Source organism: Streptomyces flaveolus (genome assembly GCF_014648815.1).
Classification (GTDB): domain Bacteria; phylum Actinomycetota; class Actinomycetes; order Streptomycetales; family Streptomycetaceae; genus Streptomyces; species Streptomyces flaveolus.
The window spans coordinates 113,911-133,083 of sequence record NZ_BMRV01000005.1 but is presented as its reverse complement, the minus strand read 5'-3'; the positions used below and the strand labels follow the sequence as shown (position 1 = coordinate 133,083).

The 19,173-nt window shown below is 72.8% G+C and carries 16 protein-coding genes and 1 pseudogene; 10 read left to right on the top strand and 7 right to left on the bottom strand.

Translation table 11 applies throughout. The annotated features are described in order from the left end of the window. Window positions 1-51 precede the first annotated feature (51 nt). Window positions 52-1,449, top strand: a complete 1,398-nt coding sequence (locus tag IEZ05_RS14340; protein WP_189230476.1) for a GntP family permease — start codon at window positions 52-54, stop codon at window positions 1,447-1,449. An 82-nt stretch (window positions 1,450-1,531) separates the two neighbouring features. On the opposite strand, the gene IEZ05_RS14335 is transcribed toward IEZ05_RS14340, so the two are convergent. Further along, window positions 1,532-3,076: an APC family permease gene (locus IEZ05_RS14335; RefSeq protein WP_189230475.1), complete on the bottom strand. Its 1,545-nt coding sequence runs from the start codon at window positions 3,074-3,076 to the stop codon at window positions 1,532-1,534. A 33-nt stretch (window positions 3,077-3,109) separates the two neighbouring features. Further along, window positions 3,110-4,060: a hypothetical protein gene (locus IEZ05_RS14330; protein ID WP_189230474.1), complete on the bottom strand. Its 951-nt coding sequence runs from the start codon at window positions 4,058-4,060 to the stop codon at window positions 3,110-3,112. 281 nt (window positions 4,061-4,341) lie between these two features. Between IEZ05_RS14330 and IEZ05_RS14325 the strand changes: the two genes are divergently transcribed. The 4 genes from IEZ05_RS14325 to IEZ05_RS14310 all read left to right on the top strand — a co-directional run bounded on the left by IEZ05_RS14325 (window position 4,342) and on the right by IEZ05_RS14310 (window position 6,902). Further along, entirely contained in the window at window positions 4,342-5,235 is an 894-nt protein-coding gene (locus IEZ05_RS14325; RefSeq protein WP_189230473.1) for a DMT family transporter, read from the top strand. Window positions 5,236-5,263: 28 nt separating this feature from the next. Next, entirely contained in the window at window positions 5,264-5,779 is a 516-nt protein-coding gene (locus tag IEZ05_RS14320) for an NUDIX hydrolase (RefSeq protein WP_189230472.1), read from the top strand. A 428-nt stretch (window positions 5,780-6,207) separates the two neighbouring features. Continuing rightward, the gene (locus IEZ05_RS14315; protein ID WP_189230471.1) at window positions 6,208-6,600 is read left to right on the top strand and encodes a YidH family protein; all 393 of its coding nucleotides are present in this window, start codon (window positions 6,208-6,210) and stop codon (window positions 6,598-6,600) included. Continuing rightward, a complete protein-coding gene (locus tag IEZ05_RS14310; protein ID WP_189230470.1) occupies window positions 6,597-6,902 on the top strand; it encodes a DUF202 domain-containing protein in 306 nt (101 codons plus the stop codon). Before IEZ05_RS14315 ends, IEZ05_RS14310 begins: the two co-directional genes overlap by 4 nt. A 12-nt stretch (window positions 6,903-6,914) precedes the next feature. Here IEZ05_RS14310 and IEZ05_RS14305 read toward each other — a convergent pair whose 3' ends face one another. After that, entirely contained in the window at window positions 6,915-7,859 is a 945-nt protein-coding gene (locus IEZ05_RS14305; RefSeq protein WP_189230469.1) for an NADP-dependent oxidoreductase, read from the bottom strand. A 73-nt stretch (window positions 7,860-7,932) separates the two neighbouring features. Between IEZ05_RS14305 and IEZ05_RS14300 the strand changes: the two genes are divergently transcribed. The 4 genes and pseudogenes from IEZ05_RS14300 to IEZ05_RS36340 all read left to right on the top strand — a co-directional run. Continuing rightward, complete coding sequence (locus tag IEZ05_RS14300; RefSeq protein WP_189230468.1) at window positions 7,933-8,229, top strand: hypothetical protein; 297 nt, start codon at window positions 7,933-7,935, stop codon at window positions 8,227-8,229. 167 nt (window positions 8,230-8,396) lie between these two features. After that, complete coding sequence (locus IEZ05_RS14295) at window positions 8,397-9,422, top strand: phosphotransferase family protein (protein ID WP_189230467.1); 1,026 nt, start codon at window positions 8,397-8,399, stop codon at window positions 9,420-9,422. A 6-nt stretch (window positions 9,423-9,428) separates the two neighbouring features. Next, complete coding sequence (locus IEZ05_RS14290; RefSeq protein WP_189230466.1) at window positions 9,429-10,643, top strand: acyl-CoA dehydrogenase family protein; 1,215 nt, start codon at window positions 9,429-9,431, stop codon at window positions 10,641-10,643. Continuing rightward, a pseudogene (locus IEZ05_RS36340) lies at window positions 10,558-11,376 on the top strand (LysR family transcriptional regulator); the annotation flags it as partial. The gene IEZ05_RS14290 and the pseudogene IEZ05_RS36340, both read left to right, overlap by 86 nt. A 219-nt stretch (window positions 11,377-11,595) precedes the next feature. Here the strand turns inward: IEZ05_RS36340 and IEZ05_RS14280 are convergent. From IEZ05_RS14280 to IEZ05_RS14270, 3 genes are read right to left on the bottom strand one after another with little or no spacing between them, the layout of a single operon-like run. Then, entirely contained in the window at window positions 11,596-12,189 is a 594-nt protein-coding gene (locus IEZ05_RS14280) for a TetR/AcrR family transcriptional regulator (RefSeq protein ID WP_189230465.1), read from the bottom strand. Between the two features lie 25 nt (window positions 12,190-12,214). Then, complete coding sequence (locus IEZ05_RS14275) at window positions 12,215-13,885, bottom strand: class I adenylate-forming enzyme family protein (protein WP_189230464.1); 1,671 nt, start codon at window positions 13,883-13,885, stop codon at window positions 12,215-12,217. Beyond that, on the bottom strand, window positions 13,882-14,649 hold the full coding sequence (locus IEZ05_RS14270) for an SDR family oxidoreductase (protein WP_189230463.1): 768 nt from the start codon (window positions 14,647-14,649) through the stop codon (window positions 13,882-13,884). Before IEZ05_RS14270 ends, IEZ05_RS14275 begins: the two co-directional genes overlap by 4 nt. Window positions 14,650-14,809: 160 nt before the next feature. On the opposite strand from IEZ05_RS14270, the gene IEZ05_RS14265 reads away from it, so the two are divergent. Next, entirely contained in the window at window positions 14,810-16,063 is a 1,254-nt protein-coding gene (locus IEZ05_RS14265; protein WP_189230462.1) for an exo-beta-N-acetylmuramidase NamZ family protein, read from the top strand. Between the two features lie 81 nt (window positions 16,064-16,144). On the opposite strand, the gene IEZ05_RS14260 is transcribed toward IEZ05_RS14265, so the two are convergent. After that, entirely contained in the window at window positions 16,145-18,952 is a 2,808-nt protein-coding gene (locus IEZ05_RS14260) for a penicillin acylase family protein (protein ID WP_189230461.1), read from the bottom strand. Window positions 18,953-19,173 lie beyond the last annotated feature (221 nt).

Sequence of the window (19,173 nt, the reverse complement as noted above, 5' to 3'; positions counted from 1 at the left end):
TGCGCACGGCTTCGTCTCCCCCTGAATCCCCATCACCGCAAGGGAACCACCGTGACCAGACTCAGCGTCGAGATGCTGGCAGCGGACACCGCCGAGCCCATCACCTCGGCCGGCCACGCCCAGCTGGGCATCGCCGTGCTGTTGGGCATCGCCGTCATCGTCCTGCTCATCACCAAGTTCAAGCTGCACGCCTTCCTGTCCCTGACCATCGGGACGCTGGCGCTCGGCGCGTTCGCCGGGGCTCCGCTGGACAAGGTCATCGCCAGCTTCACCACCGGGCTCGGCTCGACGGTCGCGGGCGTCGGCGTCCTGATCGCCCTCGGCGCGATCCTCGGCAAGATGCTCGCCGACTCCGGCGGCGCCGACCAGATCGTGGACACCATCCTGGCCAAGGCGAGCGTCCGGTCGATGCCGTGGGCGATGGTGCTGATCGCCTCCGTCGTGGGGCTGCCGCTGTTCTTCGAGGTCGGCATCGTGCTGCTGATCCCGGTCGTCCTGATGGTCGCCAAGCGCGGCAACTACTCCCTGATGCGCATCGGCATCCCGGCGCTGGCCGGTCTGTCCGTGATGCACGGCCTGGTCCCGCCGCACCCCGGCCCGCTGGTCGCGATCGACGCGGTCGGCGCCAACCTCGGTGTGACCCTGGCGCTCGGCGTCCTGGTCGCGATCCCGACGGTGATCATCGCCGGCCCGGTGTTCTCGAAGTACGCGGCCCGCTGGGTGGACGTCCCCGCCCCCGACCGCATGATCCCGCAGCGCGCCTCCGAGACGCTGGAGAAGCGCCCGAGCTTCGGCGCCACCCTCGCCACGATCCTGCTGCCGGTCGTGCTGATGCTCGCCAAGGCGCTCGTCGACATCATCGTCGACGACCCCGACCACCTGGTGCAGCGCGTCTTCGACGTCGTCGGTTCGCCCCTGATCGCCCTGCTCGCCGCCGTGATCGTGGGCATCTTCACGCTGCTGCGGCCGGCCGGTTTCGCCAAGGACCGGGTCTCGGGCCTGGTGGAGAAGGGCCTGGCGCCCATCGCGGGCATCCTCCTGATCGTCGGCGCGGGCGGCGGCTTCAAGCAGACGCTGATCGACTGCGGCGTGGGCCAGATGATCCTGGAGATCTCCAAGGACTGGTCGATCCCGGCGCTGCTGCTGGCCTGGCTGATCGCGGTGGCGATCCGGCTGGCGACCGGTTCGGCGACGGTGGCGACCGTCTCGGCGGCCGGTCTGGTCGCGCCGCTGGCGGCCGACATGTCGACGACCCACGCGGCCCTGCTGGTCCTGGCCATCGGCGCCGGTTCGCTCTTCTTCAGCCATGTCAACGACGCCGGCTTCTGGCTGGTGAAGGAGTACTTCGGCCTGAACGTCGGCCAGACCATCAAGACCTGGTCCGTCATGGAGACGATCATCTCGGTGGTCGCGGGCGGTCTGGTCCTGCTGCTCTCACTGGTGATTTAGCGGCCGGCCGAGCCCCGCACGGCACGACGACGGCGCCCGCTCCCGGACCACCGGGGCGGGCGCCGTCGTCGTGCCGTACCGCTCAGGACGTCTTCCCGGCCGCCTTGTCCAGCTGGAAGGCCTCGTTGCCCAGGCCGATGCGGGCGTGCCGCTCGGGGGCGCGGGCGCGCAGGACCAGGCCCTGCACGAGGCCGCCGGCCGCGGCGAGGCCGATGATGCCGGGCAGGGCCCAGCTCAGGGCCGAGCCGGGGCCGGCGCCGACGAGGACGTCGAAGTCCTTCACCGTGTACCCGGCGATCACGAGCAGGGCGACGCCCGCGACGGCGGAGGTCGCCAGGCGGACGCCCTGGGCGCCGGCGGCGCCGCGGCGGACGAAGAAGGCGACCACGGAGAACGAGGCCGCGGCCATCAGCACGATCACGCCGAGGGCGCCGATGTTGCCGCCCCAGGTGAACAGGTGCAGGACCGGCTCGGTCGGGTCGCCGGCCGGCTTGTCGTCGGCGATCGCGAAACCGACCACCACGACGGCGGACACGGCGGTCTGGAGCAGCGAGCCGGTGCCCGGCGCGCCGCTGGTGCCGCTGGTGCGTCCGAAGGCGGCCGGCAGCAGCCCCTCCCGGCCCATGGCGAAGGCGTACCGGGCGACGACGTTGTGGAAGCTGAGCAGGGCCGCGAACATGCCGGTCACGAAGAGCACGTGCAGCACGTCGGTGAAGGTGCCGCCGAGCCGGGACTCGGTGAGGAAGAAGAGCAGTCCCGCGCTCTGCTCCTGCGCGGTGCCGACGATCCTGTCGGGGCCGGTGGCGACGGTCAGGGCCCAGCTGCTGAGCGCGAAGAAGACGGCGACGCCGCCGACGGCGAGGAACATCACGCGCGGCACCAGGACGTGCGGCCGGCTGGTCTCCTCGGCGTACACGGGCGCCTGCTCGAAGCCGAGGAAGGCGGCGATGCAGAAGCACAGCGCGGTCCCGACGCCGGCCCCGGTCAGCGTGTCCGGGTCGAAGGCGTGCAGCGACAGCCCCTGGGCGCCCGGGTCGGCGACGGCGGCGATGTCGAACACCACGACCAGCACGACCTCGATGAGCAGCAGCACGCCCAGCACGCGCGCGTTGACGTCGATCTTCAGCCAGCCCAGGGTGCCGACCGCGAGCACGGCCAGCAGCGCGGGGATCCACCAGGCGACCTCGAGGTCGGCGTAGGTGGCGAGGAGGCCGGAGACCTCGAAGCCGAAGATGCCGTAGATGCCGACCTGGAGTGCGTTGTAGGCGACCAGCGCGACGAGGGCGGCGCCCGCGCCGGCGGTGCCGCCGAGGCCGCGGGAGATGTACGCGTAGAAGGCGCCCGCGTTGTGGACGTGGCGGCTCATCTCGGCGTACCCGACGCTGAACAGGATCAGCACCACGCCCAGGATCACGAAGAGCAGCGGCTGCCCGACGATGCCCATCACCGCGAAGGTGGTGGGCATGACCCCGGCGACCACCATGAGGGGCGCGGTGGCGGCGAGGACGGACAGGAGCAGGCCCCCGGTGCCCAGCCGGTCCGCGCGCAGCGCCCGCTCCTCCCCCTTGAAGGTGCTGATGCCGCCGCCGCTGGTGGATCTGCTCGTGCGTGCACTGCCCGTGGCCATGGGGGGACCGTCCTCACTGTGGGTGTCGGGGTGTCAGGTCGTGCCCAGCGCGCCGGCGCGGGCGGCGTGGAAGGCGGAGTACGGGTCGCGGTCCGGGTACGACCACGGAGCGGGCGTGGGGTGCTCGCCGATGCGGTGGAACAGTGCGGCGGCCTCGGCGCCGCGGCCCTCGCAGGACTTGGCGTGCGCGAGGAAGTTGAGGTCGACCAGGCGGCGCGGGTGGTCGTCCTGCTCCCACTCCAGCCACCAGTCGAAGGCGGCCTTCATCACCAGCCGGGCCCGGCGGCCGGCCCAGTGGCCGGACGCCCGCGGGTCGGGGGACTCGTGCCCGGCCAAGGCCAGCACCCGGTAGCGCTCGGCGTGCGCGACCACCGGCAGGACGGCCAGCGGGGAGTCGGCGGGGGCCTGTTCGGCGGCCCAGTTGGCGAAGTCGTAGACCTCGTGGAGCGGGTCCGGGCCGCCGTCGCCGCGGCGTTCGGCGAGCCGGGCGACCATCAGGTGGTGGGCGTGGTGGTGGTCGGCGTACCGGCCGCGCACCTGCTCGAAGGTCCGGACGACCTCCTCGTCCGCGCCGAGCGCGCGCTCCAGCAGGAGCAGCCCGAGCCAGGGCGTGGGATCGGCGGGCACGAGTGCGGCGGCGTCCCGGCAGGCCTCCCGCGCCCTGCCGGGCTTCTCCTTTCCGCCCAGGGCGCGGTGGACGAGGGCGAAGGAGAGCAGGACGGAGGCGTCGGCGGAGTCGGGCTCGGCGAGGAGCCACTCGCGGGCCCAGGCGGCGCAGTAGGACTCCTTGGCCAGGACGGTCACCCGGTGGCCGCGGCGGTCCCAGTCGTCACCCGTGTGGACGAGCAGGGAACGGGCGGACTGCCAGCGTCCCTGGGCCAACGCGGTCCGTGCGGTGACGAGTTCGGCGTCGTCGAGGGCCTCGTCGAAGGACTGGGCCGCGCGTCTGCGGCCGCGGCCGAGGGGAGGCGGGGGTGGGGGCACCGCGGGAACTTCCTCACGCGACCCGGGAGGTCGTCGTAGCCGGTTTGCCATGAACTGATCACGCACAGCAAAGCGGCAGCCAAGGCTTGGCGTCAAGGCCCGCAGGGCCGTTACACGCGTCAACTTACGTGACAACAGCGGTACTTGTGGTACTCGCCGCCGCGCCACCCGCACTGCCGGCCACCCGGATGCGGGCACTCGCCCGGCATGCCGGACCCGCCCCCACTAGAGTCGTCTTCTCACGCACCCCGTGGCCCGGCCTGACGATCGAGGTACGCAGCGTGTCGGTTCTGGTTCTGGTTCTCGCCGTGAGTGCCGCGTGCTGCCTGGGCTTCGGTTTCGTCCTCCAGCAGAACGCCGCCCGGCGCGCCCCGCTGGGTGACTTCCTCTCCCCGCGGCTGCTGCTCGACCTGGTGCGGGTGCCGCGCTGGCTGGGCGGCACGGGGCTGATGGTGGCCGGGATGGTGATGGGCGCGATCGCGCTGGCCGGCGGCGAGATCACCCTGGTCGAGCCGCTGCTCGCGACGAACCTGCTCTTCGCCCTTGCCCTCTCCCGCGCACAGACCCGGCAGCCGCTGGGCCGTCAGGGGTGGGCGGGGCTCGCGCTGCTGGCCGGCGGGGTCAGCGCGTTCATCGTGGCGGGCGAGCCGCGCGGCGGCAGCGCGGTGACCGATCCCGTGCGGCACTGGGTGATCCTCGGCGTGGTGCTGGGCCTCGCCCTGCTGCTCACGGCGTGCGCCGGACGGGCGCGGCTGACCTGGGGTCCGGCGCTGCTGGCGCTGGCCGCGGGGCTGGTGTACGGGGTGCAGGACGCGCTGACGCGGGTCAGCGGGCAGCGGTTCTCGGCGGGCGGAGCGGCGGCACTGCTGACCGGCTGGCAGCCGTACGCGGTGCTGGTGCTCGGCGTCACCGGCCTGGTCCTGGTGCAGAGCGCGTTCGAGACGGCGCCGCTGCGCAGGTCGCTGCCCGCTCTGACGGCGGCTCAGCCGCTCGCGGGCATCGCCTGCGGGGTCGGTTTCCTCGGCGACCGGCTGCGGACCGACGCCGGGGCGCTGGCGTGGGAGGCGGGCGGTCTCGCGGCGGTGGTGACGGGCATCGTGCTGCTCGGGAGGCATCCGGCGATGCCGCAGGGGACGGGCGAGCGGGGCCCGGCGCGGGACCTGCAACGGCGCTGACCTCGTCGGCCGCTGCTTGGATGGGGGCATGAGCGCTGCTGACGAGATCCTCGACATCGTCGACGAGAACGACCGGGTGACCGGGCAGGCCCGGCGGGGTGACGCGTACGCGCGGGGGCTGCGCCACCGCTGTGTGTTCGTGCGGGCCCGGGACGCGCGGGGCCGCGTCTTCGTCCACCGCCGCACGCCGACGAAGCTGGTCTTCCCCTCCCTGTACGACATGTTCGTCGGCGGGGTGGTGGGCGCGGGCGAGTCCTACGACGACGCGGCGTTGCGGGAGGCGGAGGAGGAGCTGGGGGTGCGGGGGCTGGCGCGGCCGGAGTTCCTGTTCAAGTTCCTGTACGACGACGGGGGCGGGCGGACGTGGTGGTCGGCGGTGTACGAGGTGCGCGTCTCGTCGCGGGTTGCCCCGCAGGTGGAGGAGGTGGCCTGGTGGGGGTTCCTGGAGGAGGCGGAACTGGAACGGCGGCTTCGGGAGTGGGAATGGGTGCCGGACGGGGTGGCGGCGTATGCGCGGCTGCGGGCTTGGCGGGGCGGTGCGTGAGGTGACGCGGGGCTGACGGGTGCCCTTGCGCGAGCGCGGGCGTGAGGTGGGTCGCGGGCCCGGCGCTGCGGGGCGCCTGGCGCTCGGGCTGGGCGGGGGTGGGTCGCGTGGCCCGGCGCTGCCGGGGTGCCGCTGCGCCCACCCGTGCCGCCCCAGCGGCACGACTGCCCGCAGCTAGGCAGGCCAGGCGGCCGGTCAGTCGCGTACGGCGGGAAGGGGACGTGTCGGGGGGTGTCCGCCCGCAGCGGTTGGCGCGTCAACGCCCCGCCTGTTGGCAGGTGACCGATTCCGCGCCGTCGGACACCCCCCGGCGCGGCCCCGACCCACAGACAACCGAACGCGCTACGCGCACCCCCACCGAACCCGCACAGGCCGCCGCAGGCACGACGCCCCACCGCCGGAGGCACCCCGCCCGATAGGGTCCCCGCGTGATCGAATTCGTGCGGAACCTTCGGCTCTGGTTCGTGCCCGAGGAGGTGCGGGACGAGGGCGGGACGCCCGACTACCGGTTCTCGCTGGCCAACGAGCGCACCTTCCTGGCCTGGCTGCGCACCGCCCTCGCCCTGATCGGCGGCGGGTTCGCGGTGGACCAGTTCCTGCCCGACCTGCGCTGGGGCTGGCGGGTCGGGCTCGCCCTCGCGCTCCTCGCGGCCGGCGTGCTGTGTTCCCTGCGCGCCGTCAACCACTGGGTGCGCTGCGAGCGGGCGATGCGCCGCGGCGAGGACCTCCCCGTCTCCCGCTTCCCGGCGCTGCTCAGCCTCGTGGTCGCGGTGGTCGCCCTCGTCATGGTCGTCGTGGTCCTCGTCGGGTGGGAGGGATGAGCCGGGACCCCGGGCTCCAGCCCGAGCGCACCCGGCTCGCCTGGCGCCGCACGACCCTGTCCGGCACCGTCGCCGCCGTGCTCGCCGCGAAGGCCGCGCTGCACGCCGGCCCGACGCCCTCCGCGGTCGTCGCCGCGGCGCTGTGCTGCGCGCTCTGGCTGGGCTTCCTCCACATCGCCCACCGCCGCATCCGCACCCTCGCCTCGACGAGCCGGCCCCCGGTCATCGCCCCCGGCAACGCCACGGCGGCCGTGCTGTGCACGGTGGGGCTGGCGGTGTGCGGAGCGATCCTCGTCCTCTAGGAGCAGGGCCGGCTAGGACCCGCTCGCCTCCCAGTCCACCGTCACCACGATCTTCCCCCGCGTCCGCCCCTCCTCGTTCCGCCGGTACGCGTCCGCCGCCCGCTCCAGCGGGAACGTCTCCGACACGTGCACGGCGACCACCCCCTGCTCCGCCAGCTCGGTCAGCCGCAGCAGGTCCTCCGCGTCGGGGCGTACGAAGAAGTACCGTCCCCCGTAGTCGACGGCGTCCGGGTCGGCGATCGACACCAGCCGGCCCTCGGTGGCCAGCAGGTTCGCCGAGATCCTCAGCGTCTCCCCGCCGACCGTGTCGAACACCGCGTCCACCCCCTCGGGCGCCAGCCCCCGCACCCGTTCGGCCAGACCCTCCCCGTACGACACCGGCTCCCCGCCGAGCCCCCGCACGTAGTCGTGGTTGCCCTCACTGGCCGTGCCGATGACCCGCGCGCCCAGGTGCCGGCCCAGCTGGACGGCGATCGAGCCGACCCCGCCCGCGGCGGCGTGCACGAGGACGGTCTCGCCGCGCTTGACCCGCAGGGCCTTCACCAGCACCTGGTACGCGGTCAGCCCGGTCAGCGGCAGCCCGGCAGCCTCCTCGTAGGTGAGGTTGCGCGGCTTGCGCGCGAGGGTGCGCACGGGTGCCGCCACGTACTCGGCGAAGGTCCCCCGGGAGAGGAAGTCCTCGCGTACGTAGCCGATCACCTCGTCCCCGACGGCGAACTCCGTGACCGACGCACCGGGCTGGACGACGACCCCCGACACGTCCCATCCCGTGACCACCGGGAACACCGGCTCGAGGATCGCGTCGAGATGTCCCTCGCGGCACTTCCAGTCCACCGGGTTCACGGCGGCGGCCCGCACCTTCACCAGCACCGAGTCGGGGCCCACCCGCGGATCGCGGACGTCGGCGTACTCCAGCACCTCGGGGCCGCCGTACCGTGCGTAGCTGATCGCCTTCATGGCTTCGACCCTCCGGGGTAGTCGGACGTGACGCAAGCCGAATGTACTGATATGCACCGTTAAGGTGAGCGCCATGACCACCCTCCACCAGGAACACACCGCACACGACCACACCCACGGCCCGGACTGCGGCCACACCGAGGTCCCGCACGGCGACCACGTCGACTACGCGCACGACGGGCATCTGCACCGGGAGCACGGCGGCCACTGGGACGAGTGCGAGACCTCGGGACACACGGCCCACGAGAGCCACGACCACCGGCACGGCGAGGACTGCGGACACGCGTGCGTGCGCCACGGCGACCACGTGGACTACCTCCACGACGGCCACCGCCACGCCGCCCACGACGGCCACTGGGACGACCACTGACCGAGGGGCCGCGGCCCCTCCCGGACTCCCCCGACAGCTCCCCGCGCTCCCGCGCCGGGAGCTGTCGGCCTATCGTGGCCCCGATCACGTTCCGCCCGCCCACTGGACGCCATACCGACCGGTCGGCATCATGAGTCGGGTACTGTTCACCTGCCCGAGGAGTGCCCATGAGCCCCGACCACCCGCCCGGACTCGATCTCGACCGGTTGCGCGCCCTGCTCGACCGCGAGCGGCCCGGCCTGGTGACCGGTCCGTTGTCCGGCCGGCTGATCGAGGGCGGACGGTCGAACCTGACGTACGGGGTCTCGGACGGCACCTCGAAGTGGGTCGTGCGGCGCCCCCCGCTCGGCCACGTCCTGGCCACCGCGCACGACATGAAGCGCGAACACCGGGTGATCAGCGCCCTGCACCCGACGGACGTGCCGGTGCCGCGGCCCGTGCTGCTCTGTGAGGACGAGGAGGTCCTCGGCGCGCCCTTCTACGTCATGGAGTTCGTCGAGGGCACCCCGTACCGCACGGCCGGCCAGCTCGCCCCGCTCGGCCCCGAGCGCACCCGGGCCGCCGTGCTGAACCTGGTCGACACGCTCGTCGGACTGCACGCGGTGGACCCCGCAGAGGTGGGCCTCGGCGACTTCGGCCGGCCCGACGGCTTCCTGGACCGGCAGCTGCGGCGCTGGGCCAAGCAGCTGGACGCCTCCCGCAACCGCGACCTGGCCGGCATCGACGAGCTGCACGCCACGCTCGGCCGGGAGCTGCCGCGCTCCCCCGCGCCGACCGTCGTGCACGGCGACTACCGGCTCGACAACGTCCTGATCGGCGGCGAGAACGACGAGATCAGGGCGATCCTCGACTGGGAGATGTCCACCCTCGGTGACCCCCTCACCGACCTCGGCCTCCTCGTCATGTACAGCCAGCCGCTCGGCATGCCCGACTCCCCCGTCTCCACCACGGCCCAGGCCCCCGGCCACCCCGCCCCGGCCGAGCTGATCGAGCGGTACGCCGCGCGCTCGGGGCGCGACGTGTCCTCGGTCGCCTGGTACACGGCGTTCGCGTGGTTCAAGCTCGCCGTGATCCTGGAGGGCATCCACTACCGCTACACGCTGGGCCAGACGGTCGGCCGCGGCTTCGACCGCATCGGCGAACTCGTCCCCGTCTTCATCGAGCACGGCCTGACCACCCTTCAGGAAGGCTGAACCGTCATGGACTTCGCGTTCGACGCACGCACCGAGGAACTCCGCGCCAAGCTGCTCGCCTTCATGGACGAGTACGTCTACCCGGCCGAGCAGGTCGCCCACGAGCAGCGCGCCCTCCTCGCCTCCCCTTGGGACACCCCGCAGGTCGTGGAGGACCTCAAGGCCGAGGCCCGCCGCCAGGGCCTGTGGAACCTCTTCCTCCCCGACGCCGAGTACGGAGCCGGCCTCACCAACCTCCAGTACGCACCGCTCGCCGAGATCACCGGCCGCAGCCCGCAGCTGGCGCCGACGGCGACGAACTGCGCGGCGCCCGACACCGGGAACATGGAGGTGCTCGCCCAGTTCGCGGACGAGGCGCAGAAGAAGCAGTGGCTGCAGCCGCTGCTCGCCGGTGAGATCCGCTCGGCGTTCGCGATGACCGAGCCGGACGTGGCCTCCTCGGACGCCACGAACATCACCACGCACATCGAGCGCGACGGCGACGAGTACGTCATCACGGGCCGCAAGTGGTACATCTCCGGGGCGATGAACCCGGACTGCCAGATCTTCATCGTGATGGGCAAGACGGACCCGGACGGCGAGGACATCCGCCGTCAGCAGTCCATGGTGCTGGTCCCCCGCGACACCCCCGGCGTGACCGTGAACCGGGCGATGCAGGTCTTCGGCTACGAGGACCACTACCACGGCGGCCACGCCGAGGTGACCTTCGACCACGCGCGCGTGCCGGTGTCCCACCTGATCGGCGAGGAGGGCGGCGGCTTCGCCATCGCCCAGGCCCGGCTCGGTCCCGGCCGGATCCACCACTGCATGCGGCTGATCGGCATGGCCGAGCGGGCGATCGAGCTGATGTGCCGGCGGGCGACCTCCCGCACGGCCTTCGGCAAGGCGCTGGCCCAGCAGGGTGTCGTGCAGAACTGGATCGCGGACGCGCGCGTCACCGTCGAGCAGCTGCGGCTGCTGGTGCTGAAGACCGCCTGGCTGATGGACACCGTCGGCAACCGGGGCGCCCACACCGAAATCCAGGCCATCAAGATCGCCACTCCGCGCGCGGTGGTCGGCATCCTCGACCGGGCGATCCAGCTGCACGGCGCGGGCGGCGTGAGCCAGGACTTCCCGCTGGCAGAGCTGTACGCGGGTGCCCGCACGCTCATGCTCGCCGACGGCCCCGACGAGGTGCACCAGCGCTCGCTGGCACGCCGGGAGATCAAGAAGTACCTCTGAGCCGCGGCGCGTCTCCTCGGGCACCAGGCACGGGAGTCTGGGACCACGGGGCTTCTGCGGCCCTCTTCGTGCGTCGACGCGGCGGTCCCCGGCCGGGGGTCCGGGGGTCGTCCCCGGGGGACGCAGTACCGCCGCCGCGCGCCGCGAGCTGATCGTGCAGCCGGCGCTCAGCACCTCGGTCCGCAACCTCGAACGGGAGCTGGGTGCCGGCCTGTTCGACCGCACCGGCCGCCGGGTCGTGCTGACGGAGGCGGGCCGCGCCCTGCTGCCGCAGGCCCGCGCGCTGCTGGCCGGCGCCGAGGAGGCCCGGCAGGCGGTCGCGGCGGTGACGGGGCTGGCCGTCGGCCGGGTGGCCATCGGCACGATCCAGACGCTGACCTGCGTGGACCTGCGTGGACCTGCCCGCCGAACTGGCCACGTTCCACCGCCGGTCCCCGGGGTCCAGGTGTCGGTGCGGGACGCGCCGGTCGGTGAGCTGGCCGAGGCGCTGCGCGCGGGCGAACTGGACCTCGCCCACCTCGTGCCGGACGCGGGGACGCTGCCCGAGGGGCTGACGCCGTACGCCTCCTGGGAGGAGGAGCTGGTGCTGATCACCGCTCCGGGCCCCCTCGCCGAGGCCGGGCGGACGCTGATCAAGGATCTCGCCGAGGAGCCGTTCGTCGACTTCCGCGCGCGGACCGGACTGGAGACGGCGGTACGGCGTCTTGCAGCGCACTGCGGTCCGGAGCGCCGTCTCACCTGTGACGTGACCCAGATCGGGCTGCTGGTCGACCTGGTGCGGGCCGGGACCGGGGGGGGGCGTTCGTGCCGCGGCGGATCGGCGAGCGGGCCGGGCTGCCGTGCGTGGCGGTCCGGCAGCCGGAGCCGGGCCGCACGGTCGTGCGGGCCGGCCGCGGGCCGCTGCCGCGCAACCCCGCGGCGGCGGCTCTGGCCGACCACCTCACGGGTCAGCTCACGGGCGCAGCGCCCGCAGCAGCAGGTCGGCCAGGTGGTCGGCCACTTCCTGCGGGCTGAGCGGGCCGTCGGGGCGGTACCAGGTCGACAGGTGGTGCACGGAGCCGAAGTGGTAGTCCACGACGAGGTCGGCCGGGACCTCCTTGGTGAAGACGCCGGCCCGCTGGCCCTCCTCGATGAGCGCCCGGAAGCGCTCGTGGTAGCGCCGGCGCTCGGCGCGCACCTGCTTGTTCTTCTCCGGGCTGAGCTGGTGCATCGAACGGAAGAAGATCGACGCGTCGTCGAGGTTGTCGATGGTGGTGACGACCACGTCGGCCGCCGCCTCGCGCACCCGCTCCTCGACCGGCTCGTCGGAGTCCGCGTAGGCGTCCAGGCGCTCCTGCTGGAGGCGCAGGACGCGCGCGTACACCTCGTGCAGGAGGTCGTCCTTGGAGCCGAAGTAGTGGTACAGCGCGCCCTTGGTGACGCCGGCCGCTTCCACGATCTCCTGCACCGAGGTGCGGTCGTAGCCCTGCTCCGCGAAGAGCCGGGTGGCGGCGGCCAGGAGCCGCTGCGGCACCGGAGTGCCGTCCCCGTCCGTGGTCCTGGGCACTGCCGTCACCTGCCTTTCCGTTGTCTCACTGTCCGTCGTCGTGCGTACGGGAACGCAGTTCCCGACGGAGGATCTTCCCACTCGCCGTCTTCGGCAAGTCGGTCAGGATCTCCACCTGACGCGGGTATTTGTAGGCGGCCAGTCTCTCCTTGCAGTACGCGGCCAGCGCATCCGGGTCGGTATCGGCGCCCGGGCGGAGGCTGATGTAGGCCTTGACGGTCTCCCCGCGGTATCCGTCGGGCACGCCGACGACGGCGGCCTCGCGCACCGCCGGGTGCGTGTAGAGGACGTCCTCGACCTCGCGGGGCCAGACCTTGAAGCCGGAGGCGTTGATCATGTCCTTCTTGCGGTCGACGACGTAGAGCCAGCCCCGCTCGTCCATGAAGCCGATGTCGCCGGTGCGCAGCTCGCCGCCGGGGAAGGTCTCGGCGGTGGCGTCGGGGCGGCGCCAGTAGCCGGGGACGACCTGCGGGCCGCTGACGACGATCTCGCCCTGCTCGCCGAAGGGCACCTCCTCGCCCTGGTCGTCCACGATCCGGACGACCGTCTCGGGGCCGGGCACGCCCACGGCGAGGGTCCCGGAGACCGGGTCCACGGGCGCCTCCAGGTGGGGCGGTACGGAGGCGCAGGGCGCGGTGCACTCGGTGAGCCCGTAGCCGTTGCGGATGTACGGGCCGAAGCCCGCGCGGAACTTCTCCACCAGGGCCGGCGGCAGCGGGGCGCCCCCGGAGGAGATGTTGGCGAAGGACGCGAAGTGCTCGCGGGTGACGGAAGGGTGGGCGGCCAGCGCCATGAAGGCGGTGGACGGGCCGACCGTGTAGTGCGGCCGGTGCTCGGCGAACGCGTCCAGGACGACGCCCGCATCGAAGCGGTACGCCAGGACGAGCGTGCCCACGCTGTTCAGGCAGGCGCCGAGCTGGCAGACCATGCCGGTGATGTGGAACAGCGGCGCCAGCGCGAAGTAGACGGGCGCCTCGGGCAGACCGAGGCCGGTGCGCTGCCGTTCGGCGTTGTACATGATGTTGCGGTGCGTGTTGGTGGCGCCCTTGGGCGTGCCGCTGGTGCCCGAGGTGTAGCTGATGAGCGCGATGCCGGCGGGCTCGGGGTCGCGGCCCTCGGGTGCCGTGTGGCCGGCGCGGGCCACCTCGGTGAGGTCGTCGGTGTGCCCGGGCCGCGGCAGCCGCTCGAAGGTCAGGACGCGGGCATCGCCCCGGGTCTGGAAGTCCAGTTCGCAGGCCGTGAGCACGATCCGCACCGGCGAGCCGGCGGCCGTCTCGCGCAGGTAGCCCTCCCAGGCCCGGTCGGAGCAGATCAGGGCGGCCACCTCGCCGTCGCGCAGGACGTGGCCGACCTCCCCCGACTTGTACATGGGGTTGACCGGCACGACGACCGCGCCCGCCTTCCAGGCGCCGAGGACGGCGAGCACGAAGTGCGGGGAGTTCTGCAGCAGGACGGCGACCCGGTCGCCGCGCTCCAGGCCGCGGGCGGCGAGGTGCCCGGCTACGGAGTCGCTCAGTTCGTCGGCCTCGCGGTAGGTGAGCCGGCCGTCGAAGTAGGCGAGGAACTCGCGGTCGGGTGCCTCGGCGGCGGCCCGGCGCAGGGCGTGCACCAGGGAGGCGTCCGGGTCGAGCGGGGCCTTCTGGACGTCGGTGAGGAGGTCCAGCCAGGGCTTGGCCGCGTAACGGGAGCCGGTCATCGGGCCGTCGCCTCCCACTGCTGCTGGAGGCGGTTCATCCCGCGCAGCCAGCGGTCGGGTTCGGCGGCACGGGCCTGGTAGTACTCGGCGACCTCGGGGTGCGGCAGGATCAGGAAGCGGTCCTCCTCGATGCCCTTGAAGAGGGCGTCCGCCACGTCCCCGGGCTCGATCGCGGTCGGTGCGAGCACCAGCTCGCCCGCGCTGCCGCTCGCGGTCAGCATGTCGGTGCGCACCCCCTGCGGGCAGATGGCGTGCACCTTGATGCCGCGGTGGCGGTAGGTGAGGGACAACCACTCGGCGAACGCGTAGGCGCCGTGCTTGGTGACGCTGTAGGGGGCGGCGCCGATCATGGTGAGCAGTCCGGCCGCCGAGACGGTGGAGACGAAGCGGCCGCTGCCGCGCTCCAGCCAGTCGGGGATCAGCTCGTGGGCCGCCCGGACGTGGGCCATGACGTTGACGTCCCAGGCGAGCGCCCAGACGGCCTCGTCGGCCGCCTCGGTCCCGCCGGAGGCGACACCGGCGTTGGCGCAGTAGACGTCCACCGTGCCGCCCAGCGCGTCGCGCGCCTCGGTGATGATCGCGGAGGCGTCCCCGGGGACCGCGATGCCGCCGATCTCGTCGGCGACGGCCTTCGCCCGTCCGGCGTCCAGGTCGTTGACGACCACCCGGGCGCCCTCGGCCGCGAAGCGGCGGGCCAGTGCGGCGCCGATGCCGCCTCCTGCCCCGGTGACGACGACTCCGGCATCCTGCACGGCTTCCACCATCGGTCTCCTTCGACGCGGCTCGGGCGCTGGTGGACGCCAGACTAACCAGTCGGTATGCACGGCGGAAGAGGTGAACCGCGGTTCGAGTCGTTCCGTGGGACCCGGGGCGCGGGTTAGCGTGCGTGCGCATGACACCCGCCGCGATCACGGAGGTCACCGCATGACGCTGTCCAGACGGAACCTGCTCGCCACCACGGCCGCCGTGGCGGCCACCGCCTCGGCCGCGGCCGCCGGTCCGGCCCAGGCGGCCCCCTCGGGCGGCGGCCGCCGGCTGCGCACCGGGTTCGAGCGGCTGGCCGACGACGGCTACGCCCTGCTCGATGGCGAGCGGGTCGGCATCGTCACCAACCCCACCGGCATCACCCGGGACGTGCGCCACATCGTGGACGTGATGCACGCCGACGGCCGGGTGAACCTGACGGCCGTCTTCGGTCCCGAGCACGGCTTCCGCGGCACCGCGCAGGCCGGCGGCTCCGAGGGTCGCTACGACGATCCGGCGACCGGGCTGCCCGTCTACGACACGTACCTGAAGAGCGGACAGCCGCTCGCGGACATCTTCACGGCGTCCGGCGTGGACACCGTCGTCTTCGACATCCAGGACGTGGGCGCGCGCTTCTACACCTACATCTGGACGCTGTTCGACTGCATGGAGGCGGCCCGGCTCGCGGGCAAGCGGTTCGTCGTGCTGGACCGGCCGAACCCGGTGACCGGGCGGGCGGCGCTGGGGCCAGTCCTGCACAAGGAGTTCGCCACCTTCGTCGGGCGGCAGCCGATCGCCCAGGCGCACGGCATGACGGTCGCCGAGCTGGCGCTGCTCTTCAACGGCGAGTTCCTGACGTCGCCCGTGCCGCTGGAGACCGTCACGATGACGGGCTGGAAGCGGTCGGAGTTCTACGACACCGCCGGGCTGCCCTGGGTGCCGCCGAGCCCGAACATGCCGACGCCGGAGTGCGCGCTGGTGTACTCGGGCACGTGCCTGTTCGAGGGCACGAACCTGTCGGAGGGGCGCGGCACCACCCGCCCGTTCGAACTGCTGGGCGCCGAGGGCGTCGACGGGCGCTGGGCCGCCGCCGCGAACGAAGTCGGCCTGCCCGGCGTGCGGTTCCGCGAGGCGTACTTCGCACCCACCTTCTCCAAGTTCCAGGGGAAGACGGTCGGCGGTGTACAGCTCCACGTGCACGACCGGGCCGCCTTCGACCCGGTGCGCACCGGAATCGCTCTGCTGGTGACCGCCAGGCGGAGCTGGGACGGCTTCGCCTGGCGGCCGGACAACTGGATCGACAAACTCACCGGCTCCACGCAGGTGCGCACGATGATCGACGCGGGCGCGGACACCGACGAGGTGGTGGACGGCTGGGAGAGCGAACTGGCGGCGTTCCGCAGGACGCGCCGCCAGTACCTCCTCTACCGCTGACCTCTGCCGCCGTCCTCTGGCGCCGTCCTCTGGCGCCGGCCTTTGGCGCCGGCTCTTGGCGCCGAGCGCGGGGCCGGCCGGTCACCGGTGGGTCGCGAACTCCACGACCTGCTGGTAGGTCGGCCGGTTCTGCCAGCTGATGCCGCCGTGCTTGATGCCGCCGAGGGTGCGGTGGATCACCGAGTCGGCGCACCACTGGTCGCCCGCGGAGCAGTTGTCGTCGCCCGGGTAGACCTGGGCGGGGGTGCGGCCCGCGGCCTCCGTCAGGGTGGAGACCAGGGTGTCCCGGCAGGCGGCGAGGTCGCCTCCGCCGCAGTACTCCCGCGCGAGCGGACCCTTGACGGACTCGCCGAGCACCGACCGGACGTCCTTGTCGACAAAGCTCCACCAGCCGTACTGGAAGGCGCTGCCGGCGTGGGCGCCGGTCGGGCCGTGGGCGGCGGACGGTGACTCGTCGACGGGCAGGTTGCGGGTGAAGGCGGCGTACAGGTCGCTGCCGAGGCCGGGTTCGAACTCGGCCTTCACCAGCAGCGGCCACCAGGCGTCCAGGGTGCGGATCGCGTCGGCGTGGGCGTACTTCTCCGAGCCGGCCGAGGTCTCCGTGCGCAGGGCGCCCGCGGCGAGCCATGCCTTGAGCCGGTTCACGGCCGCCTGGGCCGCGGGGTCGGTCACCGGCGCGGACTCGACGACCTTCAGCAGGTCGGGCACGACGTCCTCGGCCCGCAGGTCGGCCAGGCCCGCCTCGGCCATGGCCTTCACCAGCGCGGCCCGGGTGACGCCTCCCTGCGCGACCAGTTTCCCGACGCGGTCGTCGAGCAGGTCGCCGCGGTGGACGGAGCCGTTGCCCCAGGAGGCGGCCGGGTAGTCCTTGGCCTGCTTGTTGTTCCAGGAGATGTAGTAGTCCTGGTCGACGGACCGGGGGTGGGCCGACGCGGGCGTGTACCGGGCCGTGTTGGCGGCCGGGTCCCAGCCCTGCCACTCGTACGCCTCACGCGCCCACACCGGGAACTCGGCGTCGACGCCGTCCGCCCGTACCGGGTTGTCGCCGCTGTTGTAGTACGCGGTGTGCTCGGAGTCGGCGTAGAACCAGTTGAAGGTGTAGTTGATGCGCTGGACGGCTCCCTGGAAGCGCTCCGGGCTGTTCAGGTAGTCCGGGTCGTTGAGCATCTGGAAGCCGATGATCGAGTCGGCCTCGTGCAGGTAGGACGAGCGCAGCGTGGTGTAGGCGACCTTCTTGCCGCCGACCGTGGCGCGGGACTCGACCGGGCCGTACTTCGTGCGCCAGACCCGCATCGTGTAGGAGCCGGCGGCGGTGGAGTCGGCGACGGTCGGCTTCCAGGCGTTCTTGCGCTCGACCTTCTCCATGGGCGTGCAGGTGCCGCGGTACAGGTAGTGGTAGTCGTCCTGGCACAGCTCGACCGCGTAGGTGTCGATGATGTCCTGGCCGGAGGTGGTCGCGCTCCAGGCGTAGTCCTGGCCGCGGCCGAGTTCGACGTACATGCTCAGCCCCGCGAAGGAGGCGCCGCGGGCGCTCAGGCCCGGGCCCTGGAGTTCCTGGAGCATGAGCAGCTGGGGCGCGAAGTAGCCGGTCTGCGGGCCGAACACGGCGACCGGGTTCCCGCTCGCGGTGTGCTTCCCGCTGACGACGAGGGCGTTGGACATGCCGCGCCGGGCCGAGGTGACGGCGGTGTCCGCCGCCGTGGCGGAGGCGCCCGTCGCGCCCGCCGTGGCCGCGCTGCCGGTGCGGTCGTACACCAGGGGCTCCGCCTGGACCGAGCCGGCGTCGGGCAGGGCGCGGCCCTGCGGGGCGTCCGGGCGGGGCAGGTACGGGAAGCTGCCGTTCTGCTGGGTGAGGACCGCCTCGGGGTCGTTGCGCTGGCGGAAGGACTCCCAGACCCTGGTGCCCTCGGCGACGCCGTACTTCTCCTGGGCGGCGAGAAGGGAGAGCGCGTTGTTGACCTCTCCGCCGCCGCCGGCGCCGAAGAGGGAGCCGATGACGGAGGCCAGGGCTATCAGGTCGGTGCGCTTGAAGCGGTCGATGGTGCCGGCGTTGGTGAGGGCGTCCTTGTGGCCGGTCAGGACGTACTCGCCGGGGAAGTAGCGGCCCTTGTCGGAGGCGTCGATGTAGGCGTTGACGCCGGCGACGTAGGCGTCCACGTCGGCGAGGGCCTGCTCGCCGCGCTCACCGGCCTTGGCGGCGGCGCTCAGGATCTGCGCCTCCAGGTCGGCCTCGGTGTACGGGGCGCTGCGCCAGAACTGCTGCTCCAGTCCCTGGTTGGCGGGGGCGCCGCCGGCGAAGGGCGTCAACTGGCCGCGTCCGACGTGCCGGAAGAGGTCCATCAGCCACAGCCGGTCCTGGGCCGCGGCGTAGCCGGCGCCGAACTCGGTGCCGTAGCGGGTGGTACCGGTGATGTGCGGCACGCCGGTCTTCTTGTCGCGGACGATGGTCACGTCGTCGCGTCCGGCGGGGCGGACGGTGGAGGCGACCTGGTCGGCGGGGACGCCGAAGGAGGCGTCGCCGAAGAAGCTGTTGATCTTGTCGTTGGTGAGGCCGGAGTAGCCGGTGGCGAGGTTCGCGTAGGGGCCGAGCTGGTCCTCGGCGTGCGCGGGCTGGGTGCCGAAGGCCTGGTTGAGGAGGATCTGGGCGAGGGTGGCGTTGCCGTTCTGGCCGGGCGGCAGGATGTCGGAACAGCGGCCGCCGCAGTGGTCGTCGGCCGCCGCCGGCGCGGTCGTGGGGGTGGTGGTGCCCGTGCCGGTGGCCATCGCCGGGGAAAGCGGTGACAAAAGACCGGCAATGAGGGCGCATACCGATGCGCTCTTCAGGAACCCGTGGAAGCGACGGGGAGTTCTCAGTCTGTCAAGGGCGTTGCGTGGGGTGCGCCGTTGCATGGCAGCTCCTCCCGACGAGGGTGGGCCCGGACGTTACCGCCGGTATCCCCGAGTTGGAAGGTGAACATGCGTCAGTTTTCGCAGCGGGTGCGGTCGGCTTATGGGAGGCATCGGAAATCGGATGGAGCCGAATCGCGTGTCGATACGTCTACTCGGCGACGTCGGGAGGACGACTCCGTACGACGACGCCGAAGTGACCGAAGTGCAGGTGCAGGTGTGAC

Coding starts and splice junctions, on each gene's coding strand:
- IEZ05_RS14270 (WP_189230463.1), bottom strand. CDS start 14,649: ATGGTGGAAGCCGTGCAGGATGCCGGAGTCGTCGTCACCGGGGCAGGA.
- IEZ05_RS14265 (WP_189230462.1), top strand. CDS start 14,810: ATGACGCTGTCCAGACGGAACCTGCTCGCCACCACGGCCGCCGTGGCG.
- IEZ05_RS14320 (WP_189230472.1), top strand. CDS start 5,264: ATGAGCGCTGCTGACGAGATCCTCGACATCGTCGACGAGAACGACCGG.
- IEZ05_RS14295 (WP_189230467.1), top strand. CDS start 8,397: ATGAGCCCCGACCACCCGCCCGGACTCGATCTCGACCGGTTGCGCGCC.
- IEZ05_RS14305 (WP_189230469.1), bottom strand. CDS start 7,859: ATGAAGGCGATCAGCTACGCACGGTACGGCGGCCCCGAGGTGCTGGAG.
- IEZ05_RS14335 (WP_189230475.1), bottom strand. CDS start 3,076: ATGGCCACGGGCAGTGCACGCACGAGCAGATCCACCAGCGGCGGCGGC.
- IEZ05_RS14310 (WP_189230470.1), top strand. CDS start 6,597: ATGAGCCGGGACCCCGGGCTCCAGCCCGAGCGCACCCGGCTCGCCTGG.
- IEZ05_RS14260 (WP_189230461.1), bottom strand. CDS start 18,952: ATGCAACGGCGCACCCCACGCAACGCCCTTGACAGACTGAGAACTCCC.
- IEZ05_RS14275 (WP_189230464.1), bottom strand. CDS start 13,885: ATGACCGGCTCCCGTTACGCGGCCAAGCCCTGGCTGGACCTCCTCACC.
- IEZ05_RS14300 (WP_189230468.1), top strand. CDS start 7,933: ATGACCACCCTCCACCAGGAACACACCGCACACGACCACACCCACGGC.
- IEZ05_RS14290 (WP_189230466.1), top strand. CDS start 9,429: ATGGACTTCGCGTTCGACGCACGCACCGAGGAACTCCGCGCCAAGCTG.